At 74.7% G+C, this 21,505-nt stretch carries 21 protein-coding genes and 1 pseudogene; 9 read left to right on the plus strand and 13 right to left on the minus strand.

Annotated elements, in window-relative coordinates:
- Nucleotides 1–4 precede the first annotated feature (4 nt).
- The 3 genes from RF644_RS02170 to RF644_RS02180 form a co-directional block, all read right to left on the minus strand.
- Entirely contained in the window at nt 5–370 is a 366-nt protein-coding gene (locus RF644_RS02170) for a VOC family protein (RefSeq protein ID WP_368795175.1), read from the minus strand.
- A 9-nt stretch (nt 371–379) separates the two neighbouring features.
- Nucleotides 380–1,264, minus strand: a complete 885-nt coding sequence (locus tag RF644_RS02175) for an SDR family NAD(P)-dependent oxidoreductase (protein WP_368795176.1) — start codon at nt 1,262–1,264, stop codon at nt 380–382.
- Between the two features lie 111 nt (nt 1,265–1,375).
- Nucleotides 1,376–2,401: an AraC family transcriptional regulator gene (locus RF644_RS02180; RefSeq protein ID WP_368795177.1), complete on the minus strand. Its 1,026-nt coding sequence runs from the start codon at nt 2,399–2,401 to the stop codon at nt 1,376–1,378.
- A gap of 69 nt (nt 2,402–2,470) precedes the next feature.
- On the opposite strand from RF644_RS02180, the gene RF644_RS02185 reads away from it, so the two are divergent.
- Nucleotides 2,471–4,018 carry a flavin-containing monooxygenase gene (locus RF644_RS02185; RefSeq protein ID WP_368795178.1) on the plus strand — a complete coding sequence of 516 codons (1,548 nt, stop codon included), beginning with the start codon at nt 2,471–2,473 and terminating at the stop codon, nt 4,016–4,018.
- Nucleotides 4,015–4,950, plus strand: a complete 936-nt coding sequence (locus tag RF644_RS02190) for an alpha/beta fold hydrolase (protein WP_368795179.1) — start codon at nt 4,015–4,017, stop codon at nt 4,948–4,950. Before RF644_RS02185 ends, RF644_RS02190 begins: the two co-directional genes overlap by 4 nt.
- Before the next feature lie 183 nt (nt 4,951–5,133).
- Here the strand turns inward: RF644_RS02190 and RF644_RS02195 are convergent, their stop codons facing one another.
- The 6 genes from RF644_RS02195 to RF644_RS02220 all read right to left on the minus strand — a co-directional run bounded on the left by RF644_RS02195 (nt 5,134) and on the right by RF644_RS02220 (nt 9,384).
- Nucleotides 5,134–6,009, minus strand: coding sequence for a helix-turn-helix domain-containing protein (locus RF644_RS02195; protein WP_368795180.1), 876 nt, complete (start codon nt 6,007–6,009; stop codon nt 5,134–5,136).
- Between the two features lie 43 nt (nt 6,010–6,052).
- A complete protein-coding gene (locus RF644_RS02200) occupies nt 6,053–6,952 on the minus strand; it encodes a macrolide 2'-phosphotransferase (protein ID WP_368795181.1) in 900 nt (299 codons plus the stop codon).
- Nucleotides 6,942–7,841 carry a spermidine synthase gene (locus tag RF644_RS02205; protein ID WP_368795182.1) on the minus strand — a complete coding sequence of 300 codons (900 nt, stop codon included), beginning with the start codon at nt 7,839–7,841 and terminating at the stop codon, nt 6,942–6,944. The genes RF644_RS02200 and RF644_RS02205 overlap by 11 nt, the downstream gene beginning before the upstream one ends.
- Nucleotides 7,838–8,380: a GNAT family N-acetyltransferase gene (locus RF644_RS02210; protein ID WP_081994313.1), complete on the minus strand. Its 543-nt coding sequence runs from the start codon at nt 8,378–8,380 to the stop codon at nt 7,838–7,840. The genes RF644_RS02205 and RF644_RS02210 overlap by 4 nt, the downstream gene beginning before the upstream one ends.
- On the minus strand, nt 8,377–8,694 hold the full coding sequence (locus RF644_RS02215) for a thiamine-binding protein (RefSeq protein WP_017833001.1): 318 nt from the start codon (nt 8,692–8,694) through the stop codon (nt 8,377–8,379). Before RF644_RS02215 ends, RF644_RS02210 begins: the two co-directional genes overlap by 4 nt.
- A gap of 120 nt (nt 8,695–8,814) precedes the next feature.
- Complete coding sequence (locus tag RF644_RS02220) at nt 8,815–9,384, minus strand: rhodanese-like domain-containing protein (RefSeq protein ID WP_284563198.1); 570 nt, start codon at nt 9,382–9,384, stop codon at nt 8,815–8,817.
- 123 nt (nt 9,385–9,507) lie between these two features.
- Between RF644_RS02220 and RF644_RS02225 the strand changes: the two genes are divergently transcribed.
- From RF644_RS02225 to RF644_RS02245, 5 genes and pseudogenes are all read left to right on the plus strand, one after another.
- Complete coding sequence (locus RF644_RS02225; protein ID WP_017832999.1) at nt 9,508–9,765, plus strand: metal-sensitive transcriptional regulator; 258 nt, start codon at nt 9,508–9,510, stop codon at nt 9,763–9,765.
- A 276-nt stretch (nt 9,766–10,041) separates the two neighbouring features.
- Nucleotides 10,042–11,281: pseudogene (locus RF644_RS02230) on the plus strand (IS110 family transposase).
- A gap of 68 nt (nt 11,282–11,349) precedes the next feature.
- Complete coding sequence (pta, locus tag RF644_RS02235; protein ID WP_368795183.1) at nt 11,350–13,443, plus strand: phosphate acetyltransferase; 2,094 nt, start codon at nt 11,350–11,352, stop codon at nt 13,441–13,443.
- Between the two features lie 67 nt (nt 13,444–13,510).
- A complete protein-coding gene (locus tag RF644_RS02240; RefSeq protein WP_368795184.1) occupies nt 13,511–14,668 on the plus strand; it encodes an acetate/propionate family kinase in 1,158 nt (385 codons plus the stop codon).
- Between the two features lie 143 nt (nt 14,669–14,811).
- A complete protein-coding gene (locus RF644_RS02245) occupies nt 14,812–15,315 on the plus strand; it encodes a hypothetical protein (RefSeq protein WP_368795186.1) in 504 nt (167 codons plus the stop codon).
- Between the two features lie 31 nt (nt 15,316–15,346).
- On the opposite strand, the gene RF644_RS02250 is transcribed toward RF644_RS02245, so the two are convergent.
- The 3 genes from RF644_RS02250 to RF644_RS02260 are packed head-to-tail and all read right to left on the minus strand — an operon-like array spanning nt 15,347 to nt 17,702.
- Nucleotides 15,347–15,826: a MarR family winged helix-turn-helix transcriptional regulator gene (locus RF644_RS02250; protein WP_081994310.1), complete on the minus strand. Its 480-nt coding sequence runs from the start codon at nt 15,824–15,826 to the stop codon at nt 15,347–15,349.
- On the minus strand, nt 15,823–16,518 hold the full coding sequence (locus RF644_RS02255; protein ID WP_368795187.1) for a CE1759 family FMN reductase: 696 nt from the start codon (nt 16,516–16,518) through the stop codon (nt 15,823–15,825). Before RF644_RS02255 ends, RF644_RS02250 begins: the two co-directional genes overlap by 4 nt.
- Nucleotides 16,515–17,702 carry an LLM class flavin-dependent oxidoreductase gene (locus RF644_RS02260; RefSeq protein WP_368795188.1) on the minus strand — a complete coding sequence of 396 codons (1,188 nt, stop codon included), beginning with the start codon at nt 17,700–17,702 and terminating at the stop codon, nt 16,515–16,517. The genes RF644_RS02255 and RF644_RS02260 overlap by 4 nt, the downstream gene beginning before the upstream one ends.
- Before the next feature lie 126 nt (nt 17,703–17,828).
- Here RF644_RS02260 and RF644_RS02265 point away from each other — a divergent pair, with 126 nt between their 5' ends.
- Nucleotides 17,829–20,243, plus strand: a complete 2,415-nt coding sequence (locus RF644_RS02265) for a TIM-barrel domain-containing protein (protein WP_368795189.1) — start codon at nt 17,829–17,831, stop codon at nt 20,241–20,243.
- A gap of 70 nt (nt 20,244–20,313) precedes the next feature.
- On the opposite strand, the gene RF644_RS02270 is transcribed toward RF644_RS02265, so the two are convergent.
- Complete coding sequence (locus RF644_RS02270) at nt 20,314–20,871, minus strand: hypothetical protein (protein ID WP_368795190.1); 558 nt, start codon at nt 20,869–20,871, stop codon at nt 20,314–20,316.
- Nucleotides 20,872–20,997: 126 nt separating this feature from the next.
- Between RF644_RS02270 and RF644_RS02275 the strand changes: the two genes are divergently transcribed.
- Complete coding sequence (locus RF644_RS02275) at nt 20,998–21,462, plus strand: OsmC family protein (RefSeq protein ID WP_368795191.1); 465 nt, start codon at nt 20,998–21,000, stop codon at nt 21,460–21,462.
- The last annotated feature ends 43 nt before the right edge of the window (nt 21,463–21,505 follow it).

Raw genomic sequence — 21,505 nt, forward strand, 5'->3', positions numbered from 1 at the left:
CGGTTCAGTCCTCGTCGAGGTCGGAGAGCACGCAGAACTCGTTGCCCTCCGGGTCGGCCAGCACCACCCAGGTCACTTCGGGCCCCTGACCCACGTCCACGCGGCGGGCGCCGAGGGACTCCAGGCGGGCGACCTCGGAGTCCCGGTCGGTGTCCACGGCCCGCAGGTCGAGGTGCAGCCGGTTCTTGGCGGTCCGGGGCTCGGGGACGACCACGAAGTCGAGGTGCGGGCCGCTGCCCTCCGCGGGCACGATGCCCACGAACCCCTCGGCCTCCGCGTGGACGACGTAGCCCAGGGCGGCGCACCAGAAGCGGGCGAGGGTCTCGGGGTCGCGGCAGTCGACGACGACGGCGGACAGCGTGCTGGTCATGCGCTCAGCCTAGGCCCGGCGCCGCCGCCCGGGAAGACGCCGCAGGATCCGGGGCGCATGCTTCAGGACCCGGGGCGCGTGCCGCAGGACCGGCCAGTAGGAGCCCGGGAGGACTCGCGCCACGAGGTCCGGCAGCACGGCGCTGGGCGCCACGAGCAGCCGGTTCCGGCGCCGCTCCACCGCCCCCAGGATGTCGGCGGCCGCCCGCTCCGCCGGATAGCTCAGCAGCGCCGCGAAGTCCTCCCGGTCCTTCCGCGCCCGCTCCGCGGACACCCCGGCCGGGGTGCGGGCGGTCTCGGCGATCCTGGTCCGGACCCCGCCCGGGTGCACCACGGTGACCCCCACCCGGCCCGCCAGCTCGTGGCGCAGGCCCTCGGAGAACCCGCGCAGGGCGTACTTGCTCGCGGAGTACGCCACCTGCCCGGGCGGGGCGATGAGGCCGAACAGGCTGGAGAGGTTGACCAGGTGGCTGCCGGGGGCGGCGAGCAGGGCGGGCAGCAGCTCGCGGGTGAGCACCACCGGCGCCCGGAAGTTGATGTCCATGAGCCAGTCGAACTCCTCGGCGGAGACCTGCTCGAAGGTCCCGCCCAGGCCCACCCCCGCGTTGTTGACCAGCAGGTCGATCCGCGGGTGCTCGGCCCGGATCCGCCCGGCCACGCCCGGCAGCGCGGACAGCTCGGCGAGGTCGGCCACGACCGTGCGCACCGGCAGGTCCGGGTGCCCCGCGCGGATCGCCCCGGCGACGGTCTCGAGTCCCGCGGCGTCCCGGTCGAGGAGCACCAGGTGGGTGCCGCGGGCGGCGAGGCCGTGGGCCAGCTGCTCGCCGATGCCGGAGGCGGCGCCGGTGAGCACCGCGGTGGCGCCGGCGAAGCGGAAGGGTGCGGACGGGAACACGGGCTGCTCCTGGGGTCGGGGACGTGGATCGGGGCCTGCTGTCCAGTGTGCGGGCGGGCACCGGTCACCGCTTGACCCACCGCGACAGGAAGTTGACGCGCGGCGACATCCTCAGCCGGCGGGGACGCCCCGGCGGCGGACGTCCCGCGGCGGGGCGCCCCACCAGCGGCGGGCGCACCGGGTGAGCGCCGAGGACTCCGAGAGCCCCACGAGCCCGGCGATCTGGCCGAGGGGGACGTCGGTGGTGGTGAGCCAGCGCAGGGCCGCGCTGCGCCGGGTCCCGTCCAGGACGGCGCCGAAGGTGGTGCCCTCCTCGGCGAGCCGGCGCTGCAGGGTGCGGGGGTGCAGGTCCAGCACCCGGGCCACGGCCTCGATCTCCGGGGCCGCGGTGCCGAGCAGCTGCACCAGCACGCCCCGGACCCGGGGCGCCCACGCGGAGCCGGGCCCGGGGAGCTGGGTGTCCAGGAAGGCGAGCGCCACCTGCCGGACCCCGGCGTCCCCGTGCAGCGGGCGGGCGAGCGTGCTGGTGGGGATCCGCAGGAGGACGTCGGGGCGGCCGGTGCGCACGGGTGCCCCGAAGAACTCCTCGTAGACCCGCAGCGGCGCCGCCGGCCGGTGGGCCAGCTCGACCGTGCGCAGCCCGTAGCGGCCCCCCACCAGGGAGCTCAGGGCCCGGTGCAGCAGGCCCAGGCCCAGGTCGGTGCCCTGCGGGCTGCCGCGCCCGGGGTCCCGGGCGGTCGCGGTGGAGCCGCCGTAGCGCACCGCCGTCACCCCGCGGGCCCCGTAGGGGTCCGGCACCAGCGCCAGCTCGAGGGACGGGGCGTGGACGAAGAGGTAGCGGGAGGTGCACTCGAGGGCGTCGCGCACCGTCTCCGAGTGGCGGGCGGCGAGCGCGAGGGGGCCGAGCACCCCCGGGTCCTGCCGGGCGGCGACCCGCAGCCCCAGGTCGGGGCAGGCCAGCTCCCGGGCGGCGGTCTCCAGCACCCGCGCGACGGCCCGCTCGGGGACCAGGAGGTCGTCGGTGTCCAGGGCCGACCGGGGCAGCCCGGCGGCGTCGGCCAGGGCCTCGGCGTTCCCGCCGAGCTCCGCGACCGCGGCGCGGAAGCCGCGCAGACCCGCGGACCGGATGACCGTCATGTCGCCCAGGGTCAAGCAATCGTCGCGCAGCGTCAAGTCCTGGCGGGCGCGCCGGGCGATCCTGGAAGCATGCGTGCACCTTCCACCGCCAGCGAGCCGCTCCGCGAGACCCCCTGCGGGACCGACCACCGGGACGTCGTCGTCGTCGGAGCCGGCCTGTCCGGCATCGGCGCGGCCTACCGCCTGCAGACCGAGCGCCCCGAGCTGTCCTACGCCGTGCTGGAGGCCCGGGACGACCTCGGCGGGACCTGGGACCTGTTCCGCTACCCGGGCGTGCGCTCCGACTCGGACATGTTCACGCTCGGCTACTCCTTCAAGCCGTGGCGGGACCCGCAGGCGCTCGCGGACGGCCCGTCGATCCTCGCGTACATCCACGAGACGGCGGAGGAGTTCGGCATCGACCGGCACCTCCGCCTCCGCACCCGGGTGGTCTCGGCCGACTGGTCCGCCGCCGAGCAGCGCTGGAGCCTGGGCCTCGAGGTGCGGGACGAGGACGGCGCCGTCCACCGGCGCAGCATGACGTGCTCGTTCCTGTACTCGTGCGCCGGCTACTACGACTACGACCGCGGCCACGACGCCGCGCTGCCAGGCCTGGAGGACTTCGGCGGCCGGGTGGTGCACCCGCAGTTCTGGCCCGAGGACCTGGACTGGACGGGCCGGCGCGTGCTCGTGGTCGGCAGCGGCGCCACCGCCGTGACCCTCGTGCCGGCCATGGCGCGGACCGCCGCGGGCGTGACCATGCTGCAGCGCTCCCCCACGTGGATCAGCGCCGTGCCCGGCCGGGACCGGCGGGCCGACGCGCTGCGCCGGCTCCTGCCCGCGGCGCTCGCCCACCGGGTCATCCGCGCCAAGAACATCCTGTTCAGCACGGCCGTGTACCAGTTCTGCCGCCGCCGCCCGGCCGCGGCCCGGGCGTTCTTCACCTCCCGGGCCGCGCGCATCCTCGGCTCCGAGGAACTCGTGGCCGAGCACTTCACCCCGTCCTACGACCCCTGGGACCAGCGGTTGTGCGCCATTCCGGACGCGGACCTGTTCAAGGCGCTGAAGCGGGGGCGGGCCGAGGTGGTCACCGGCACGATCGACACGTTCGTGCCCGAGGGGGTCCGGCTGAGCGGGGGCCGGGTCCTCGAGGCCGACCTCGTGGTCACCGCCACGGGCCTGCGGCTGCTCCCCTTCGGCGGGATCGTCCTGACCGTGGACGGGACGCCGGTGGAGCTCGCCGAGCAGTTCGTGTGGAACGGGGCGATGCTGACCGGCGTGCCGAACTTCGCGCTGTGCATCGGCTACACGAACGCGTCCTGGACCCTGCGCGCGGACCTCACCCACCGGCTGGTGTGCAGGGTGCTGCGGCACCTGGAGCGCCACGACGCCGGGGCCGTGGTGCCGCGCGCCCCCCGGGGCATGGCCGAGCAGCCGCTGCTGGACCTCAGCTCCGGCTACGTCCGGCGCGCCATCGGCGCCTTCCCGCGCCAGGGCGACCGGCACCCGTGGCGGGTGCGGCAGAACTACCTGCTGGACTCCGCGACCACCCTGCGCACCCCGCTCTCCCGCACCCTCGACCTGATCCCCCGCACCGCGGCCCGCCGCGGCGCCCGCCCGCAGGAGGCCCACGCATGACCGACCGGCACGCCCCCGTCCCCGCCGCGGACTCCCCCGCCGGCACCCCGGTGGCCACGACGACGACGGTGGAGGTCGCCGGCCGGCCCGTGCGCATCCGCCGCTCCGGGCCCGCGCAGGCGCCGCCGGCCGTGCTGCTGCACGGCATCGGCCGGAGCCTCGAGGACTGGTCGGCCGCCCACGACCTGCTGGCGCGGGACCACTGCGTGCTGAGCATGGACCTCCCCGGCTTCGGGCTCACCCCCGCCGGCGCGGACCGGCCGGGGCTCGGGACGTTCGCCCGCGCCGTGGTCGGCGTGCTGGACGCGCTCGGCGAGCAGCGACCGGTGCACCTCATGGGCAACTCCCTGGGCGGCGCCGTGGCCATGACCGTGGCCGCCGAGCACCCCGGGCGGGTCGCGGGGCTGCTGCTCGCCAACAGCGCCGGGTTCGGCCGGGAGGCCAACGTCTCCCCCCTGCCCATGGTGTGGGCGGGGCTGTCCCGGCTTCCCGTGGTGGGCCGCCGGTTCCGGCCGCTGGCACGGGCCGCCGCGGTGCGGTCGAACCAGAACTGCTTCTTCGACCCGGCCCTGGCCACCCCGGAGCTGCTGCGGCACGCGGCACGGGTGGGCGCCCAGCCGGACTTCCGGGCCACGTTCCTGGGCACCTACCGGAGCATCGGACTGCCGGTGATCGGCGTCCTGCCCGGCTGGCGGAGGGCCCTGCTGGAGAAGGTGCGGGCCTCGGGCCTGCCCGTGCTCGTGGTGTGGGGCGAGGCCGACGCCGTGCTGCCGGCCCACCACGTCGAGGCCGCGGCCGCCGCCCTGCCCGGCGCCCGGCTGCACGTCTTCCCGGACACCGGGCACATGCCGCAGATCGAGCGCACCCAGGAGCTGGTGGAGCTGGCCCGGGAGTTCGTGGCATCGGTCGAGGCCTCGCGCGCCTCCCGCTGATCCCCGGCCCCACCGGAACGCCGCCGCAGGGTCGCCTCCGCGCCCAGCACACGCGGCGGGTCGCGTTCCGACGTTCAGCACACGCGGCGGGTCGCGTTCCGGCGTCCAGCGCGGCACGTTCTCGCCGATGGCGACCCCTCGGGCAACAGGGGAGCGACGACGGGTGGGCGCCGCAGCCGCGGATCAGCGCTCGGGGACGGCGGCGTGCCGGTCGGCCGCCCAGGATCCGAGCAGCCGGAGCCGCTCGGCCGAGGGCGAGCCCGGTTCGGCGGTGTAGATCATCAGCACCTGCCCGGGGTCGGCCGTGACGGCCAGCTCCTCGTAGGCCAGCGTCAGCTCCCCCACCACCGGGTGGCGGAAGCGCTTGGTGCCGGTGCCGTGGGTGCGCACATCGTGGGCGGCCCACAGGGCGCGAAAGGTCTCGCTGCGGGTGGACAGCTCCCCGACGAGGTCCTGCATCGCCCGGTCGTGCGGGTCGCGGCCGGCCTCGGCGCGCATGATCGCCACGCACATGCCCGCGAACACCTCCCAGTCCGGGTAGAACTCCCGGGAGGCCGGATCCAGGAACTGGAACCGGGCCAGGTTGGGGGTGCGTCCGCCGTCTCCGAGCAGCGGGGCGTAGAAGGCGCGCCCCAGGGCGTTGGTGGCCAGCAGGTCCTGGTGCTGGTTCCGCACGAACGCCACCCCGCCGGTGATCGCCTCCAGCGCCCACTGCAGCCCCGGCCGGGAGCTCGCCTGCCGCGACGCCCGGCGGCGCGGGCGCCGTGCGGCGGACACGCCGTCGGCCGCCCGCGCCAGGTCGAGCAGGTGCGCCCGCTCGGTCTCGTCCAGGCGCAGGGCGGCGGCGACCGCCTCCAGCACCGAGGCCGAGGCCCCGGCGACCGCCCCGCGCTCGAGCTTGGCGTAGTACTCCACGCTCATCCCGGCCAGGGCCGCCACCTCGGAGCGGCGCAGCCCCGGCACCCGGCGGTTGCCCCCGGCCGGCAGACCGGCCTGGGCCGGGGTGAGCTTGGCCCGGCGCGAGACGAGGAAGTCGCGGACCTCGGTGCGGTTGTCCATCCCGCCAGGATAGGGCGCGGCCGGGCGGAGGAGCGTGGGGGCCTCAGGGACGCAGCTGCGCGGCGGCGGCCTCCCGGTGCCCCGGTTCCCCGGACGCCAGGGCGAAGAGGGCGTAGTTGAGGGGTCCCGCGGCCACGAGCGCCTCGCAGCGGTCGGCGAGGCGGGGTTCGTGGCGGCCGGTGAGCTCCTCGTAGGCGCGGGCGGTCGCCGCGAAGGACTCGGGCGGGGCGATGAGGTGCTGGTACATGAGGTCCAGGGCCGGGTCGCCGACGCCGGCCGTCGTCCAGTCCAGGACGGACAGGATGCGGCTGCTGTCGTCGAGCAGCAGGTGGGCGGGATAGAGCTCGCCGTGCGTGAGGACGGTGCGGCGCGGCCACAGCCCGTCGTCGTCGAGCCAGGCCCGCCACCGGGCGGCGAGCTCCGCGGAGACGTCGAACTCCCCGAGCACCCGCTCGAGGTCGGCCGCCCACCGCCGGCGCACCTGCTCGGGGGTCTCGGCGGAAACCCCCGCCGCCGCGGCGGCGGCGGGGTCGAGGCGGTGGAGGGACGCGACGACCTCCGCCAGGGACCGGGCGTGCTCCGGGGAGGCGGTGTCGTAGTGCCAGACCGGCTGCCCCGCGGCGTCGAGGGTGAGACCGGGCCGGCCGGGCAGCAGCGGATAGGCGACGAGCTCCGGCCCCGCGATCCGCCAGTCCGGCACGGCGACCGGGAGCCGCGGGCGCACGAAGTCCAGGATCCGCCGCTCGTCGGCCACCTTCGCCGCGACGTCGGGGCGGCGCGGGATCCGCAGCACCCACTGCTCGCCGGTCCCGGAGGCGGCGGCGAACGCCACCCGGTAGTCCAGACCCGCCTCCTCGAACCGGACGGTCCCCGGCTCCAGGTCCAGGCCGTGCCGCCGGGCGAGGCCGCGCACGTCCTGCTCGGTCGCGGGCTCAGGCGCCATCGCGCTCCCCCTCGGCGACCGGGTCGTGGCGCGGCGGGGTGCCGCCCACGAACGAGCGCACCCACGCCTCGTCCTTGTACTGGGCGGGCACCGCGCCGCCGAGCAGCTCCCGGCCGAGCGCGGCCGCCCCGGGCGAGCCCTCCAGCGGCAGCGGGGCGGAGGAGGCGGCCAGCACGATGTTGCCGTAGCGCCGGCCCTTGAGCATCGCCGGGTCCGCCACGGCGGCGACGTGCTCGAACACCTCGGACAGCGCGGCGAGCTCGGCGCGCGCCCCGGCGAGGTCCCGGGTGTCGCCGCAGTTGAGCACGTACAGCCCGCCGGGGGCCAGGACGCGCCGCACGTGCCGGGCGAACTCCACCGTGGTCAGCGGCTCGGGGGTCACGGCGCCGGCGAAGACGTCGCGGACCACGACGTCCCGGGTGGCCGGGCTCAGCGACTCCGTGACGGCGCGGGCCTCCCCCACCCGGATCCGCAGCAGGGGGGCGCGCGGGAGGTCGAACCACTCCCGGACCAGCTCGGCGAGCCGCCCGTCGAGCTCGACGACGACCTGCCGCGCCGCCGGGTGCGCGTGGGCGAGGTAGCGGGCGAGCGAGCAGGCGCCGCCGCCGAGGTGCAGCACCCGCAGCCGCTCCGGGTCCGGGTGGGCGGCGAGGTGGGCGTCCACGACCGCGGCGATCCAGCGCATGTACTCGAAGTCCAGCCGCTCGGGGTGCTCCGGGTCCACGTGGGAGGAGGGGACGCCGTTGACGTGCAGCACCCAGGAGCCGGGGTCGTAGGCGTCCGGGACGAGCTCGGCGGTGCCGGTCGAGATCTCGTAGCTCCCGGCCGCGGGGCCGGTGGGCCCGGCGGGCGCCGGCGCCGTGCGCGAGCGGCGGGGCGCCCGGCTCACGCGGTCCCCGTCCGCAGCATGCGGTGCATGCGCTGCCCGGTCCAGGGCCCGCCGGCGGGGAAGGACTCGGCCAGGGCCCGGAAGCCGTGCCTGGCGTAGAAGCGCTCCGCGCGGGCGTTGCCGTCCATGATCCACAGGTACGCGTCCGCGGAGCCGATCGCGGCCTCCTGCAGGGCGGCGCCGAGGCCCGTGCCGTGGGCGGCCCGCAGCACGTAGAGCTGGAACAGCTGCAGCGGGACGAGAGGGGCGGGCACCCCGGCCCGCCCTTCCCACGCGGCGGGCGCCGGGCCGGCGGAGACCAGCCCGAGGGCGGCCCCGTCGTCGTCGACGGCGAGGAGGGTGCGCACGTGCGGGTCCGCGAGGAGGGCGAGGTCGTAGCCGGCGGTGCGCTCGGCCGCGGCCTGCTGCCGGTCGGCGAAGGCGTCCCCGAAGAGCGGACGGTAGGTCTCGTCGAGGCAGCGCAGGTGCAGGGCGGACCAGGCCCCGGCGTCGGACGGTCCTGCGGTCCGCAGGCGGACCGCCGCGGGGGCAGCGCTCAGGACTCGATCGCCTGCCGCTGGATCGCGGCCTCGAGGCGCTCGACCTTGCCCTGCAGCTCACCGGTGTGGCCGGGGCGGATGTCGGCCTTGAGCACGAGCGAGACCCGGGGCCCGTAGCGGCCCACGGCCTCGGTGGCGCGCTTGACGACGTCCATGACCTCGTCCCACTCGCCCTCGATCGTGGTGAACATGGCGTCGGTCTCGTGCGGCAGTCCGGACTCGCGGACCACGCGGACGGCGGCGGCGACGGCGTCGTGGACGGAACCGCTCGGGTTCTCGCCGCCGGACGGGGAGACGGAGAAGGCAACCAGCATGCCCCCATCCTCCCACCCGGCGGCGTCCGGGTGAACCCCGGGGACGACGCCGGCCCCGCCGCCACGCGAACGGCGTGGCGGCGGGGCCGGCGGATCAGTCCGCAGGGTCGGCCCGGCGGATCACTGGGCGGCGAGCTGCTCCAGCACGGCGTCCTTGGAGGGATCCTTGGCGCCCTGGTTCCAGGGCATCTTCGAGAGCACGTTGGCCATGGCGCAGGTGTTGGACAGCGCGGAGTACGCGAGCCCGCCGCCGACGCCCGCGGCGACGGCGCGCAGCTTCGGGGAGACCAGCTGCCCGCCCACCACGCTCGCCAGCACGAGCGAGCCGGCGACCATGCGGACCTGACGGTCCATGGCCCAGGCCGAGGCGCCGCGGACGACCGCGCCGCCGGCCTTCTCGAAGTCGTCGACGGTGCCGTCGACGACGTAGGTGTTCTCGGTGCCGGCCGAGGAAAGGATGTCCTGGGCGCGGGTGGCCCGGGCGCCGGAGCGGCAGATCAGGGCGACCTTGCCGCCGAGGGCCGCGGCGATGTCCTGCGCGTGGTCGGCCACGAGGTCGACGGGGACGTTGTAGGCGCCGTCGATGTGCTCGGCGGCGAACTCGGCGGCGGAGCGCACGTCGAGGACGGCGACCTCCTCTCCGGACTCGATCCAGGACTTCAGCTCGGCGGGGGCGACTTTCGAGGTCATGCGGCAGTTCCTTCCGGGGTGACGGTGGGTGTGACTCCATGATGCACCATACCCCCCTGGGTATGCAAGATCCCCCAGGGGGTATAGAATCGTCGGAGCAACCACCACACCCAGGAGCGCCCCGTGCAACTCGACCCCCAGGACCTCACCCCCACCATCAACCGGCTCAAGCGGGCCCAGGGCCAGCTCGGCGCCGTCATCCGCATGCTCGAGGAGAGCCGCGAGTGCAAGGACGTGGTGACGCAGCTCTCCGCGGTCTCCCGCGCCCTCGACAAGGCCGGCTTCTCCATCATCGCCACGGGCCTGGACCAGTGCCTGCGCTCGGAGGACCCGAGCCTGGACAAGGCCGAGCTGGAGAAGATGTTCCTCTCCCTCGCCTGAGCGGCCCCGCACCCGGTCCTCCGGCGGGCGGGCCCTAATGGGGTTACACCGGCTGTCTCCTGGCGGGGCAGACTGGGTGTCCGAGCCATCGGCAGGTGAGCACTGTTGGGCCCAGGCCCGTTGTAGGCCTATGTCTAGATCGTGCCCCTGCCGGTAGGTGAGGAGGCGTGAAGCGCTGGTGGGATGTCGTGCCGGTGAGCACTGATCCATTAGGTCGCGCCCCGGTCCTCCTCTGCTGGCTCGGTGTTCACACCGGCACGAGTGCAGGAGGCCACGATGCTGTTCGTCGGCGATGACTGGGCCGAGGACCACCATGACGTCGCGGTGATCGACGCCGACGGCAAACGGCTGGTCCGCCAGCGATTGCCCGAGGGCGTGGCCGGGGTGGAGAAGCTCCACGGGTTGATCGCCGACCACCTGGGCGAGGACGACGACGCGGCCGCGGTGGTGGTGGGGATCGAGACCGATCGGGGCCCGTGGGTGCAGGCCCTGCTGGCCGCCGGGTACACCGTCTACGCGATCAATCTGTTGCAGGCGGCCCGCTACCGGGACCGGCACGGCACCTCAGGGGCGAAGTCCGACCCCGGTGATGCGTTGGTGTTGGCCGAGCTCGTGCGCACGGACCGGGCCCATCACCGCCCGATCACCGGTGACAGCGCGATCGCCGAGGAGGTCAAGGTTCTGGCCCGGGCGCACCAGTCGCTGATCTGGGCCCGCCAGCGGCAGGTCAACACGCTGCGCTCGGGACTGCGGGAGTACTACCCTGCCGCCCTGGCGGCCTTCGGCACCGACCTGGCCGGCCGTGATGCTGTTGCGGTGCTCACCGCCGCGCCCGGGCCGGCCGCGGGGGCGCGACTGAGCGCCGAACGGGTGCAGATCCTGTTGCGGACAGCCGGCCGGCAACGCAATGTCACTGCCCGGGCCGAGCAGATCGTGGCTGCCCTACACCACCCTCACCTACCGGCCCGCGCGGGGATCGAGGCCGCCTACACCGCCACCACCGGGGCGTTGATCGCTGTCATCACCGCGTTGAGCACGCAGATCGAGGCACTGCAGGAACAGCTCCAGCAGTGTTTTGGCCGGCACCCGGACACCGAGATCTACCGTAGCCAACCCGGCCTCGGTGTCGTTCTCGGTGCCGAAGGTGCTCGCCGAGTTCGGGGACGATCCTCACCGCGGCGCTGATGCGCGGGCGAGGAAGAACTACTCCGGGATGAGCCCGGTCACTCGCGCCTCGGGCAAGAAGAGAGCCGTGCTGGCCCGTTACGCCCGCAACCGCCGTCTCGGTGACGCCCTGTACTTCCAGGCCTTCGCCGCCCTGAGCGCCTCGCCAGGAGCCCGGGCCTACTACGACGAACGCCGCGCCCGGGGCGCCACCCACCACCAAGCCCTGCGCGCCGTAGCGAACCGGCTGGTGGGCATCCTGCACGGCTGCCTGCGCCACCAAACCCCCTACGACGAGGGCATCGCCTGGGCCCACCGGAACGAACCCAGCCTCCTGGTCAGCGCCGCTTGACACCATCTGGCCGTGGGATATCTAGACTGGGCACGGACCCAGCCCGACCGTCGGAGGACCCCGCCACCATGACCCAAGGCATCTACGTCAGCGCCATGACGCCGCAGTCCGGCAAGTCGCTCGTGGCCCTCGGCCTGGCCGACTCGCTGTTCCGCAAGACGGACCGCCTGGGCTACTTCCGGCCCGTCCACCTCGGGGAGACCCCGGCGGAGGACCCGATGGTGCAGCTGATGAAGCGCAACTTCGACCTCCCGGACGAGCGCTGCCGCGGCGGCATCTCCCTGGCGCGCACCCGGGAGCTGCTCGCCGCGGGGGACCACGACGAGCTCGACGCGATGGCCGTGACCGTCTACGGCGAGATGGCCCGGCACTGCGACGTGATCGTGGTGGACGGCACCGACCTCCTGGCGCACAACGCGGCCACCGCCGAGTTCGACATGAACGCCCGGATGGCCAACAACCTGGGCGCCTCCGTGCTGGCCGTGATCGGCGCCGACGAGTCCGAGAGCCCCGAGGACGTGCTCAACGCGGTCGAGGTCACCCGGGCCGAGCTGAACCAGGTGCGGTGCGACATCTTCGCGGTCATCGTCAACCGCGCCCGCCCCGACTGGGTGGAGCAGATCGAGCACAACGCCGCCCGCGGCGTGCGGGGCCTGCCCGTGTACGTCATCGCCGAGAACGAGGCGGTGGCCGCGCCGACCGTCGCGGAGCTGCGGGACCGGCACGGGTTCGGGGACGGCCCGTCCGCGGTCTCCCTGGACCGGGACGTCAAGGGCGTGAAGATCGCCGCGATGACCGTGGGCCACTACCTCGAGCAGCTCGCCGACGGCGACTTCGTCATCACGCCGGGGGACCGCTCCGACATCGTCGTCGCGTCCCTGGCCTCCGCCCTCTCCCCCGCCCTGCCCGTCCCCTCCGGGATGCTGCTCACGGGCGGCTTCGAGACCGAGGGGCGGATCCGGGAGCTCACCGCCGCGGCGCCGTTCCCCGTGCTGACCACCGGGCTGGACACCTACCGGGCCGCCCGGGAGGTGTCCCGGACCCGGGGCACCCTCTCCGGGGCGCACCCGCGCAAGGTCGCGGCCGCGCTCGGCGAGTGGGCCCGGCGGGTGGACGGCGAGGAGCTCGTGAGCCGGCTCGACCTGCCGCGCCCGGCCAAGCGCACGCCCCTGCGCTTCCTGCACGAGCTCGTCGAGACAGCCCGGGCGGACCGGAAGAACATCGTGCTGCCCGAGGGCGAGGACCCCCGCATCCTGCGGGCCGCCGAGATGATCCACCGCCGCAACTTCTGCGACCTCACGGTCCTGGGCGATCCCGGGCGGATCGCCCAGCTGTGCCAGACGGAGGGCATCAACCTCGACTTCGCCGAGGACGGGCTGACCCTCGTGGACTTCGAGCACGACGACGCGCTGCGCGAGAAGTACGCCGGGGAGTACGTGCGGCTGCGCGCCCACAAGGGCGTGCAGCCGGAGACGGCACTGGAGCGGATGCTCGACGGCTCCTACTTCGGCACCATGATGGTGCAGATGGGGGACGTGGACGGCATGGTCTCCGGCGCCGCGCACACCACCGCCAACACGATCCGCCCCGCCCTGGAGTTCGTGAAGACCTCCGAGGGCGTGAGGATCGTCTCCTCCGTGTTCTTCATGCTCCTCGAGGACCGCGTCCTGGTCTACGGCGACTGCGCCGTGAACCCCAACCCGGACGCGCAGCAGCTCGCGGACATCGCGCTCGCCTCCGCCCGCACCGCCCGCCAGTTCGGGGTGGAGCCCAGGGTGGCGATGCTGTCCTACTCGACCGGCGGGTCCGGCTCCGGCGAGGACGTGGACAAGGTCCGGGCGGCCACCGAGATCGTGCGCGGCGCGGACCCGGGGCTCGAGGTGGAGGGCCCCATCCAGTACGACGCCGCGGTGGACGCCTCGATCGCGGCCTCCAAGCTGCCGGGCTCCGCCGTGGCCGGCCGGGCGACCGTGTTCGTCTTCCCGGACCTCAACACCGGCAACAACACCTACAAGGCCGTCCAGCAGTCGGCCGGCGCCGTGGCCGTGGGCCCGGTGCTGCAGGGGCTGCGCAAGCCCGTCAACGACCTCTCGCGCGGGTGCACCGTGGACGACATCGTCAACACGGTCGCGATCACCGCGATCCAGGCGCAGGGCATGTGACCCACCGGCCCACCGCTCGCACCGTCCCCGTCCCCATGCCCGTCGCCACCGCCCCAGGGAGTCCTCCATGCTCGTGCTCGTCGTCAACTGCGGCTCGTCCTCGCTCAAGTACCAGGTCCGGGAGCTCGAGGCCGGTGCGGACGGCGGGACGGTGCTGGCCTCAGGGCTGATCGAGAACATCGGCAGTTCGCGGATCGTGGACCACACGCAGGCGCTCGAGCTGCTCGCGGAGCGGCTCGAGACCGAGCTGGAGGGGCGCACGATCGACGCCGCGGGCCACCGTGTGGTCCACGGCGGCGAGCGCTTCTCCGCGCCGGTGCTCGCGACCAACGAGATCATCCGCGACATCGAGCGGCTGGTCCCGCTGGCGCCCCTGCACAACCCCGCCGCCGTCCTGGGCCTGCGGGCCGTGCAGAAGACGTGGCCGCACCTGCCGCAGATCTGCGTGTTCGACACCGCGTTCCACCGCACCATGCCCGAGCACGTGTGGCGCTACGCCGTGCCGGAGGAGTTCTACGAGCGGTGGGGGATCCGCCGCTACGGGTTCCACGGCACGTCCCACGACTGGGTGACGGGTCAGGCGGCGCAGTTCCTGGGCGTCCCGCGCGAGCGGTTCAGCTGCGTGGTGGCGCACCTGGGCAACGGCGCGTCGGTGACGGCGGTCAAGGACGGCGCCTCCTACGACACGTCGATGGGCTACACCCCCCTGGCGGGCCTGGTGATGGGCACCCGCACCGGGGACCTGGACCCGTCCGTGGTCACGGCCGTCCTGCGCCGGGACCCGGGGATGACCCCCGAGCGGCTCGACGCCGTGCTCAACAAGGAGTCCGGTCTGCGGGCGATCGCCGGCGACCACGACATGCGCGCCGTCCAGGAGGCCGCCGACCGCGGCGACGAGCGCGCCGAGCTGGCCCTGGAGATGGCCGCCCACCGTCTGGCGAAGTACGTGGGCGGCTACCACGTGGCCGTGGACGGCGCGCAGGCGCTGGTCTTCACGGCCGGGATCGGGGAGAACGCCTCGGCCTTCCGCGCCCGCGTCTGCGGGCGGCTGGGCGCCCTCGGGGTCGTGCTCGACGACGACGCCAACGCCGCCCGCTCGCGGGAGGTCCGCCGGATCTCCGCGCCGGGATCCGCACTGGAGGTCCTCGTGGTGCCCACCGACGAGGAGCAGGCGATCGCGGCGGCGACCGCGGCGCTCGTCGCGGCCGGGACCTCCCCCGCCTGAGCGGGTCCGGGCGTCATGCTCCGCCGCACGGGGGCCACGGGGCCGCCGGGTGTTCGCGAATGCGATTCCGGCGGATAGGTTCGGTGCTGGGCCCTGCGCAGGGCCCTCCCCGTGTCAGGCCCGTGCGTCAGGAGGCACCGACGATGTCCCAGCAGCCCCACCAGCCCCGGGGCCACGGCGGCCCGCCGCCGCCCGGCGCTCTCCCCTACGCGACGGCCCGCCCGCCCCGTCCGCCGGTGACGGCCGATCTGCGGCTGCTGCTGCGGCTCACCGTGGCGTCCTTCGTGGTCGCGGTCCTCGGCAGCGCGGTGGGGTACCTGGCGGCGCCCGAGCAGTACACCGGCCTGTCCGCAGGGGCGTTCGGGACGGTCGTCCTCGCCATCTCGCTCCTGTTCGGCCTCGGGTTCACCGCCGGGCTCTACGCCCTGGTGTACTTCCCGCTGCGCGAGCAGCGGCAGTGGGCGTGGATCCTCGGCATCGTCTTCGCGTCCATGGCGCTCCTGACCACCGTGGTCAACGCCGTGCTGCTGCTCGTGGTCCCGGCGGGCACGTCGATCGGGCTCGTGACGGGCGCGCTCAAGGCCGCCGTGGACGTGGCCTGGCTCGTGGTGGCCGCCCGGCCGGGCGTGCGGGCCGCGCTGCGCTGAGCTCGCGGACCGGGACGCCGCCGTGCCGTCCTCAGGCCAGCCGGCGGGCCAGCCGGTCCATGACGGCGGCCAGCCGGTCGGCGTCGTCGCCCTCGAGCGCACGGAGGAACAGCTCCTCGACGTCGCGGGCGTGGGCGGGCCGCAGGCGCCGGAACGCGCGCAGCCCCTCCTCCGTGAGCTCGGCCTCGAGGCCGCGCGCGTCCTCGGCGCAGCGCCGGCGCCGCACCCAGCCGCGCTTCTCCAGCACGCCGATCTGGTAGCTGAGCCGGCTCGGGGAGAAGACCAGCCGCTGGGCCAGCTCCCCCATCCGCAGCCGGTGGTCCTCGGCGTTGCGCAGCAGCAGGAGCACCTGGTAGTCCATGAGCGAGCAGCCGTGCTCCTTGAGCCGCGCCTCGATCTCCGTGGTCAGCCGGGCGGTGGTCTCGAAGAACAGCTGCCACACGTCCCACGGGCGGGCCGCGGGCTCCGGAGCGGCTGTGGGCTCCGGCGCGGCCGCCGGACGGCCGGTCACCGGCCGGCCCGGGCGAGCAGGTCCGCGAAGTCGGGGACCCCTTCGAACCCGCCGCCCCGCCCGGACCCGGCCGCGCCGGCCGGGACCTCGCCGGCCGCCCGTCCGGCCGGCTGCGCTCCCGGCGCGATCGAGCGCGCCAGCTGCGCGCCGGCCCGCCGGATGCGCGACTCGAGCGATCCGCCGGCCCAGTCTTCGGTGGCGGCGTAGACCCCCAGGGGCAGCACCAGCGCCTTGAGGTGGGTGAACAGGGGGCGCATGGCGGTGTCGAGCATCAGGGAGTGGCGTGCCGTGCCCCCGGTCGCGGCCACCAGCACGGGCACGTCCTCCAGCGCGGCGTCGTCGACGAGGTCGAAGAAGGACTTGAACAGCCCCGAGTAGGAGGCCTTGTACGTCGGGGTGGCCGCGATCAGGGCGTCCGCCCCGGCGACCGTGTCCAGGGCGGTCCGCAGCTCCGGACCGGGGAACCCGGTGAGCAGGTGGTCGGCGACGGCGTGGGCCAGCGGGCGCAGGTCCACGCGCTCGATCCGCACCGGCGTCCCGGCCAGTCCGTTCCGGGCGGCCTCGGCGAGCCGGTCGGCCAGCAGCGAGGTGGAGGAGGCGTCGGACATCCCCGCCGACACCACGGCCACGGTGAGCGGGCGCGCCGCGGCGGGGTCCGGCGTCGTCGTCCCGGTGGGGTTCCGGACGCTCATCGGTGGGCCTTCTCCGTGGTCCGCCCCGTGGTCGGCTCCGCGGCCTGCGCGGCGCGGGCCCGCCCGGCGGGCGAGTCCTCGGCGCCGCCGGGCACCGGGTCCTGGCCGGCGCGGTGGCGTTCCAGCAGCGAGGCGTGGGTCGGGGCCTCCGGCACGTGGGCGGGCTTGAGCGCGGCGAACTCCTTGCGCAGCACCGGCACGACCTCCTCGCCCAGCAGGTCGAGCTGCTCCAGGACGGTCTTGAGCGGCAGGCCGGCGTGGTCCATCAGGAACAGCTGGCGCTGGTAGTCGCCCGCGTAGTCGCGGAACCCGAGGGTCTTCTCGATGACCTGCTGCGGGGAGCCCACGGTCAGCGGCGTCTGCGTGGTGAAGTCCTCCAGGGACGGCCCGTGCCCGTAGACGGGGGCGTTGTCGAAGTAGGGGCGGAACTCCCGCACGGCGTCCTGGGAGTTCCGGCGCATGAACACCTGGCCGCCGAGGCCCACGATCGCCTGGTCGGCCGAGCCGTGGCCGTAGTGCTCGAAGCGGGCCCGGTAGAACTCCACCATCCGCCGGGTGTGCTCGGCGGGCCAGAAGATGTTGTTGTGGAAGAACCCGTCGCCGTAGTAGGCGGCCTGCTCCGGGATCTCGGGGGAGCGGATCGAGCCGTGCCACACGAAGGGGGCCACGCCGTCGAGCGGGCGCGGGGTCGAGGTGAAGCCCTGCAGGGCGCCGCGGAACCGGCCCTGCCAGTTGACCACGTCCTCCCGCCACAGCCGGTGGAGCAGGCTGTAGTGCTCGATCGCCAGCGGGATGCCCTGGCGGATGTCCTGGCCGAACCACGGATAGACCGGGCCGGTGTTGCCCCGCCCCATGGTGAGGTCCACGCGGCCGTCGGTCAGGTGCTGCAGGTAGGCGTAGTCCTCCGCGATGCGCACCGGGTCGGTGGTGGTGATCAGGGTGGTGGCCGTGGACAGCTGCAGCCGCTCGGTCTGCGCCGCGATGCTCGCCAGCAGGACGGGCGGGTTCCCCGGGGCCACGAACGGCGGGTTGTGGTGCTGGCCCGTGGCGAAGACGTCCAGGCCCACCTCCTCCGCCTTCTTCGCGATCTCGACGGTGGCCTTGATCCGCTCGTGCTCGGTGGGGGTGCGTCCCGTGGTGGGGTCCTCGGTGACGTCCCCGATGGTGAAGATGCCGAACTGCATGTGGTCCTCCTGCTCCGCGGCGGCGTTTGGCCGGACGGCCCGCCCTGTTCTTTCAAATTTGAACTACTACCGTCAAGCGGCGCCCGTCCCGGATTATTCCCGCCCCGGTCCGCCTAGGGTGGATGCATGCCCCTCCCCCACTTCCGTCCCACCGGCGCCGGCACCGCGGACCCGGGCGCCGTCGTCGCCGGCGAGCACTACCGCATCAGCGTGCTGAGCCCCGGGCTGCTGCGCCTGGAGTACAGTCCCGCCGGCCGCTTCGAGGACCGCCCGTCCGCGTTCGCCGTCGACCGCCGGTTCCCGGTGCCGGACTTCCGGGTGCGGCGCACGGCGGCCGGGCTCGAGCTGAGCACGGAGCGGATCCACCTCAGCTACGACGAGCGGGCCTTCAGCCCGACGGGACTGTCCGCGCAGATCCGCGGCGGCGTGACCAGCTACCACAGCGTGTGGCGCTACGGCGTGCCCGCCCCCACCCTGGGCGGGACGGCGCGCACCCTGGACGAGGCCGACGGCCCGATCCCGCTCGAACCGGGCATCACGTCCCGCGAGGGCTTCGGGGTGATCGACGACTCCGCCTCGGTGCTGCTCACGGACGACGGCTGGTACGCGCCGCGCGCGCCCGAGGAGGGCGCCGTGGACCTCTACCTCTTCGGCTGGGGCCACGACCACCGGCAGGCGCTGCGCGACCTCTACGCCCTGTCCGGGCCGCAGCCCGTCCTGCCGCGCTGGGCGCTCGGCAACTGGTGGAGCCGGTACCACGCCTACGACGAGGCCGAGTACCGGGAGCTGGTCGCCGAGTTCGACCGGCGCCGCCTGCCGTTCTCCGTGCTGGTGGTGGACATGGACTGGCACCTCACGGACGAGCACGTGGAGCGCCGGCACGGCTCGGGCTGGACGGGCTACACCTGGAACCGGGAGCTGTTCCCGGACCCGCGAGGCTTCCTCGCGTGGGCGCACGAGCACGGCTACCGGGTCACGCTCAACCTGCACCCGGCCGACGGGGTGCGCTCCTTCGAGGACGCGCACCCCGCGATGCTCGAGGCCCTGGGGCGCGAGCCGGGCTCGGAGGAGCCCGTGGCCTTCGACGTCACCGACCGGGACTTCGTGGCCGCGTACTTCGAGGTCCTGCACCGCGGCCTGGAGGCCGACGGCGTGGACTTCTGGTGGATCGACTGGCAGTCCGGGCCGCACTCGCGGCTGCCCGGGGTGGACCCCCTGTGGGTGCTCAACCACTACCACTTCCTGGACTCGGGCGCGGACGGGTCCCGTCCGCTGACGCTCTCCCGCTACGCCGGGCCCGGCAGCCACCGCTACCCGGTCGGCTTCTCCGGGGACACCGTCATCTCCTGGGCCTCCCTGGCGTTCCAGCCGTACTTCACGGCGACGGCGGCGAACATCGGCTTCGGCTGGTGGAGCCACGACATCGGCGGGCACGTCTTCGGCGCCCGCGACGACGAGCTGGCCACCCGCTGGCTGCAGTTCGGGGTGTTCTCCCCGATCCTGCGCCTGCACTCGGGCGACAACGACTTCATCGCCAAGGAGCCGTGGCGCTACCGCTCCCCCTACGCGGAGGCCATGGAGCGCGGCCTCCGGCTGCGGCACCGGCTGGTCCCCTACCTGCATACCGCCAACCGGGCCGCCGCCGTGGAGGGCGTCCCCCTGGTCCGGCCCCTGTACCACGAGCACCCGGAGGCGGAGCAGGCCTACCGGTACGGCCACCAGTACCTGTTCGGGCCCGAGCTGATGGTCGCCCCGGTCACCTCCCCCGCGGACCCCGTGGTCACCCGCGCGGCGGTGCCGGTGTGGTTGCCGGAGGGGTCCTGGACGGACCTGTTCACGGGCACCGTCTACGACGGCGGGCGGGAGCTCGTGCTGCACCGGAGCCTCGACGACGTGCCCGTCCTGGCCCGCGCCGGCGCGATCGTGCCCCTCGCGGGGTCCGACGACGACGCCGCGCCGGGCCCCGGCAATCCCGGGGAGCTGGAGGTCCTGGTGGTCACCGGCGCCTCGCACCGCACCGTCCTGGACGAGGACGACGACAGCGGCGACGGCCTCGACCCGGCCCGCTGGGCGCGCACCCCGCTCGCTCTCGACGCCGCCGCCGGTGAGTTCACGGTCGGCCCGGCCCAGGGCCACCTCGGCTGCCTGCCGGCGGCGCGCGCCTGGACCCTCACCTTCATCGGCCTCGAGGAGCCGGTGGAGCCGACCGTGACGGTGGACGGGAGGACCGTCCCGGTCCGCACCGACCGGCGGGGGAACGGTGTGCGCGGGCACCGCACCTCGGTCACCGTCGAGGGGGTCGCCCCCGGGGCGCGCATCGTGGTGCGGTCGGCGGGACTGGGCGCCGTGGCCGCCCAGGATCCCGCGGACCGCGTCTTCGACCTGCTCAACGACGCCCAGATCGGCTACGAGGTCAAGCGGCGGGTGCACGAGGCCGTGCGGCGCGATCCCGTGGGGGCGCTCGGGCAGGCGCCCGCCCTGGGCGTGGAGGAGCCGCTGCTCAGCGCGCTCACGGAGCTGGTGCTGGCGACGCGGACCTGACCCCTGGTCGTCGGAGGTGGGCCCGTCGTGGCGTGCCCCGCGCACCCGGCCACCGCCCGCGGCGCAGAGCTCATCCGGGGCAGGGGCCCTCCTCGTCCAGGCCGAGCTCGACGACCAGGATGGGCAGCCTCAGCCGTTCCGCGGTGAAGGACACCACGCGGGCGTGCGGGATGCCCTTCTCCCGGACGAAGCGGCAGGCGACCAGTCCGTGGTCACGGTTCTGGCCGATCATCAGCACCCAGTTCCGGCCCGCGGCGTCCAGCGCGTGCGCCTGGCGCTCCAGGTCCCGTCCCGCCGGGTCCTTCTCGGTGCTGCGCCGGGCGAAACGGGCCGCGTAGGCCCTCATGTCTTCCTCGGTGCGCAGCAGCCCGGCGGCGACGCGCCGCGCGTCCTGGACCCTCAGCACGGGGGCGATCTGCTCCTCGCGGATCTCGCCGGCACGGTCCCCGGACTCCTCGTCGGCGGATCGGCGGGCGGCGTGGATGATGCGCTCGATCCGGCGCAGACGGGCATCGTCCTGGTGCAGCCGGCGGTAATCGGCGATCAGCGCCTCGAGCTCGGCGTCCAGGTGGTTCTGCTCGGGCTCCTCGGGCTCGTGGCCGTCGTGCGCCGGTCGTGATGGGGACAAGCCGGCCTCCTGGGCGCTGGACGGTGACGTTCCCACGTCAACGGTGACGGCCGCAGCGCCTATTCCGCCGGGCCCGGGGGGCGGTGCCGGGACCGCCGACGCGAGCGGGGTTGGCATCATGGGTGCATGAGTGAGATCAACGACCCCGCCCCGCGTTCCGTCGAGCTGACCCGCACCGCCACCGGCCACTACACCGCCCGCAACGCCGAGGGGGCCGAGATCGCCTTCGGCCGCGGTGAGGGCCTGCTGTCCCCCGTGGAGCTCCTGCTGGCCGCCATCGCCGGATGCTCGGCCATCGACGTGGACGTCGCGACCTCCCGCAGCTCGGAGCCCTCGGAGTTCCGCGTCGAGGCGACCGGACGGAAGATCATCGAGGAGAACGGGGCGAACCGACTGGAGGACCTGCACCTCTCCTTCCACCTCGCGTTCCCCGACGACGCCGCCGGCCGCAAGGCCGCCGGCATGGTCCAACGCCTCGTCACCCTGTCCCACGACAAGTACTGCACGGTCTCGCGGACGGTGGAGCACGGCACCGCCGTCGGCCACGACGTCAGCGTCGACGTCGACGGTGCCGCGGGCGAGGCCCCGTAGCCGACCGCCCGGGGCCTGCACGGCCGGCCCCGGGCGGGGCAGG

The organism is Kocuria sp. CPCC 205258 (genome assembly GCF_040981005.1).
GTDB classification, from domain to species: domain Bacteria; phylum Actinomycetota; class Actinomycetes; order Actinomycetales; family Micrococcaceae; genus Kocuria; species Kocuria rosea.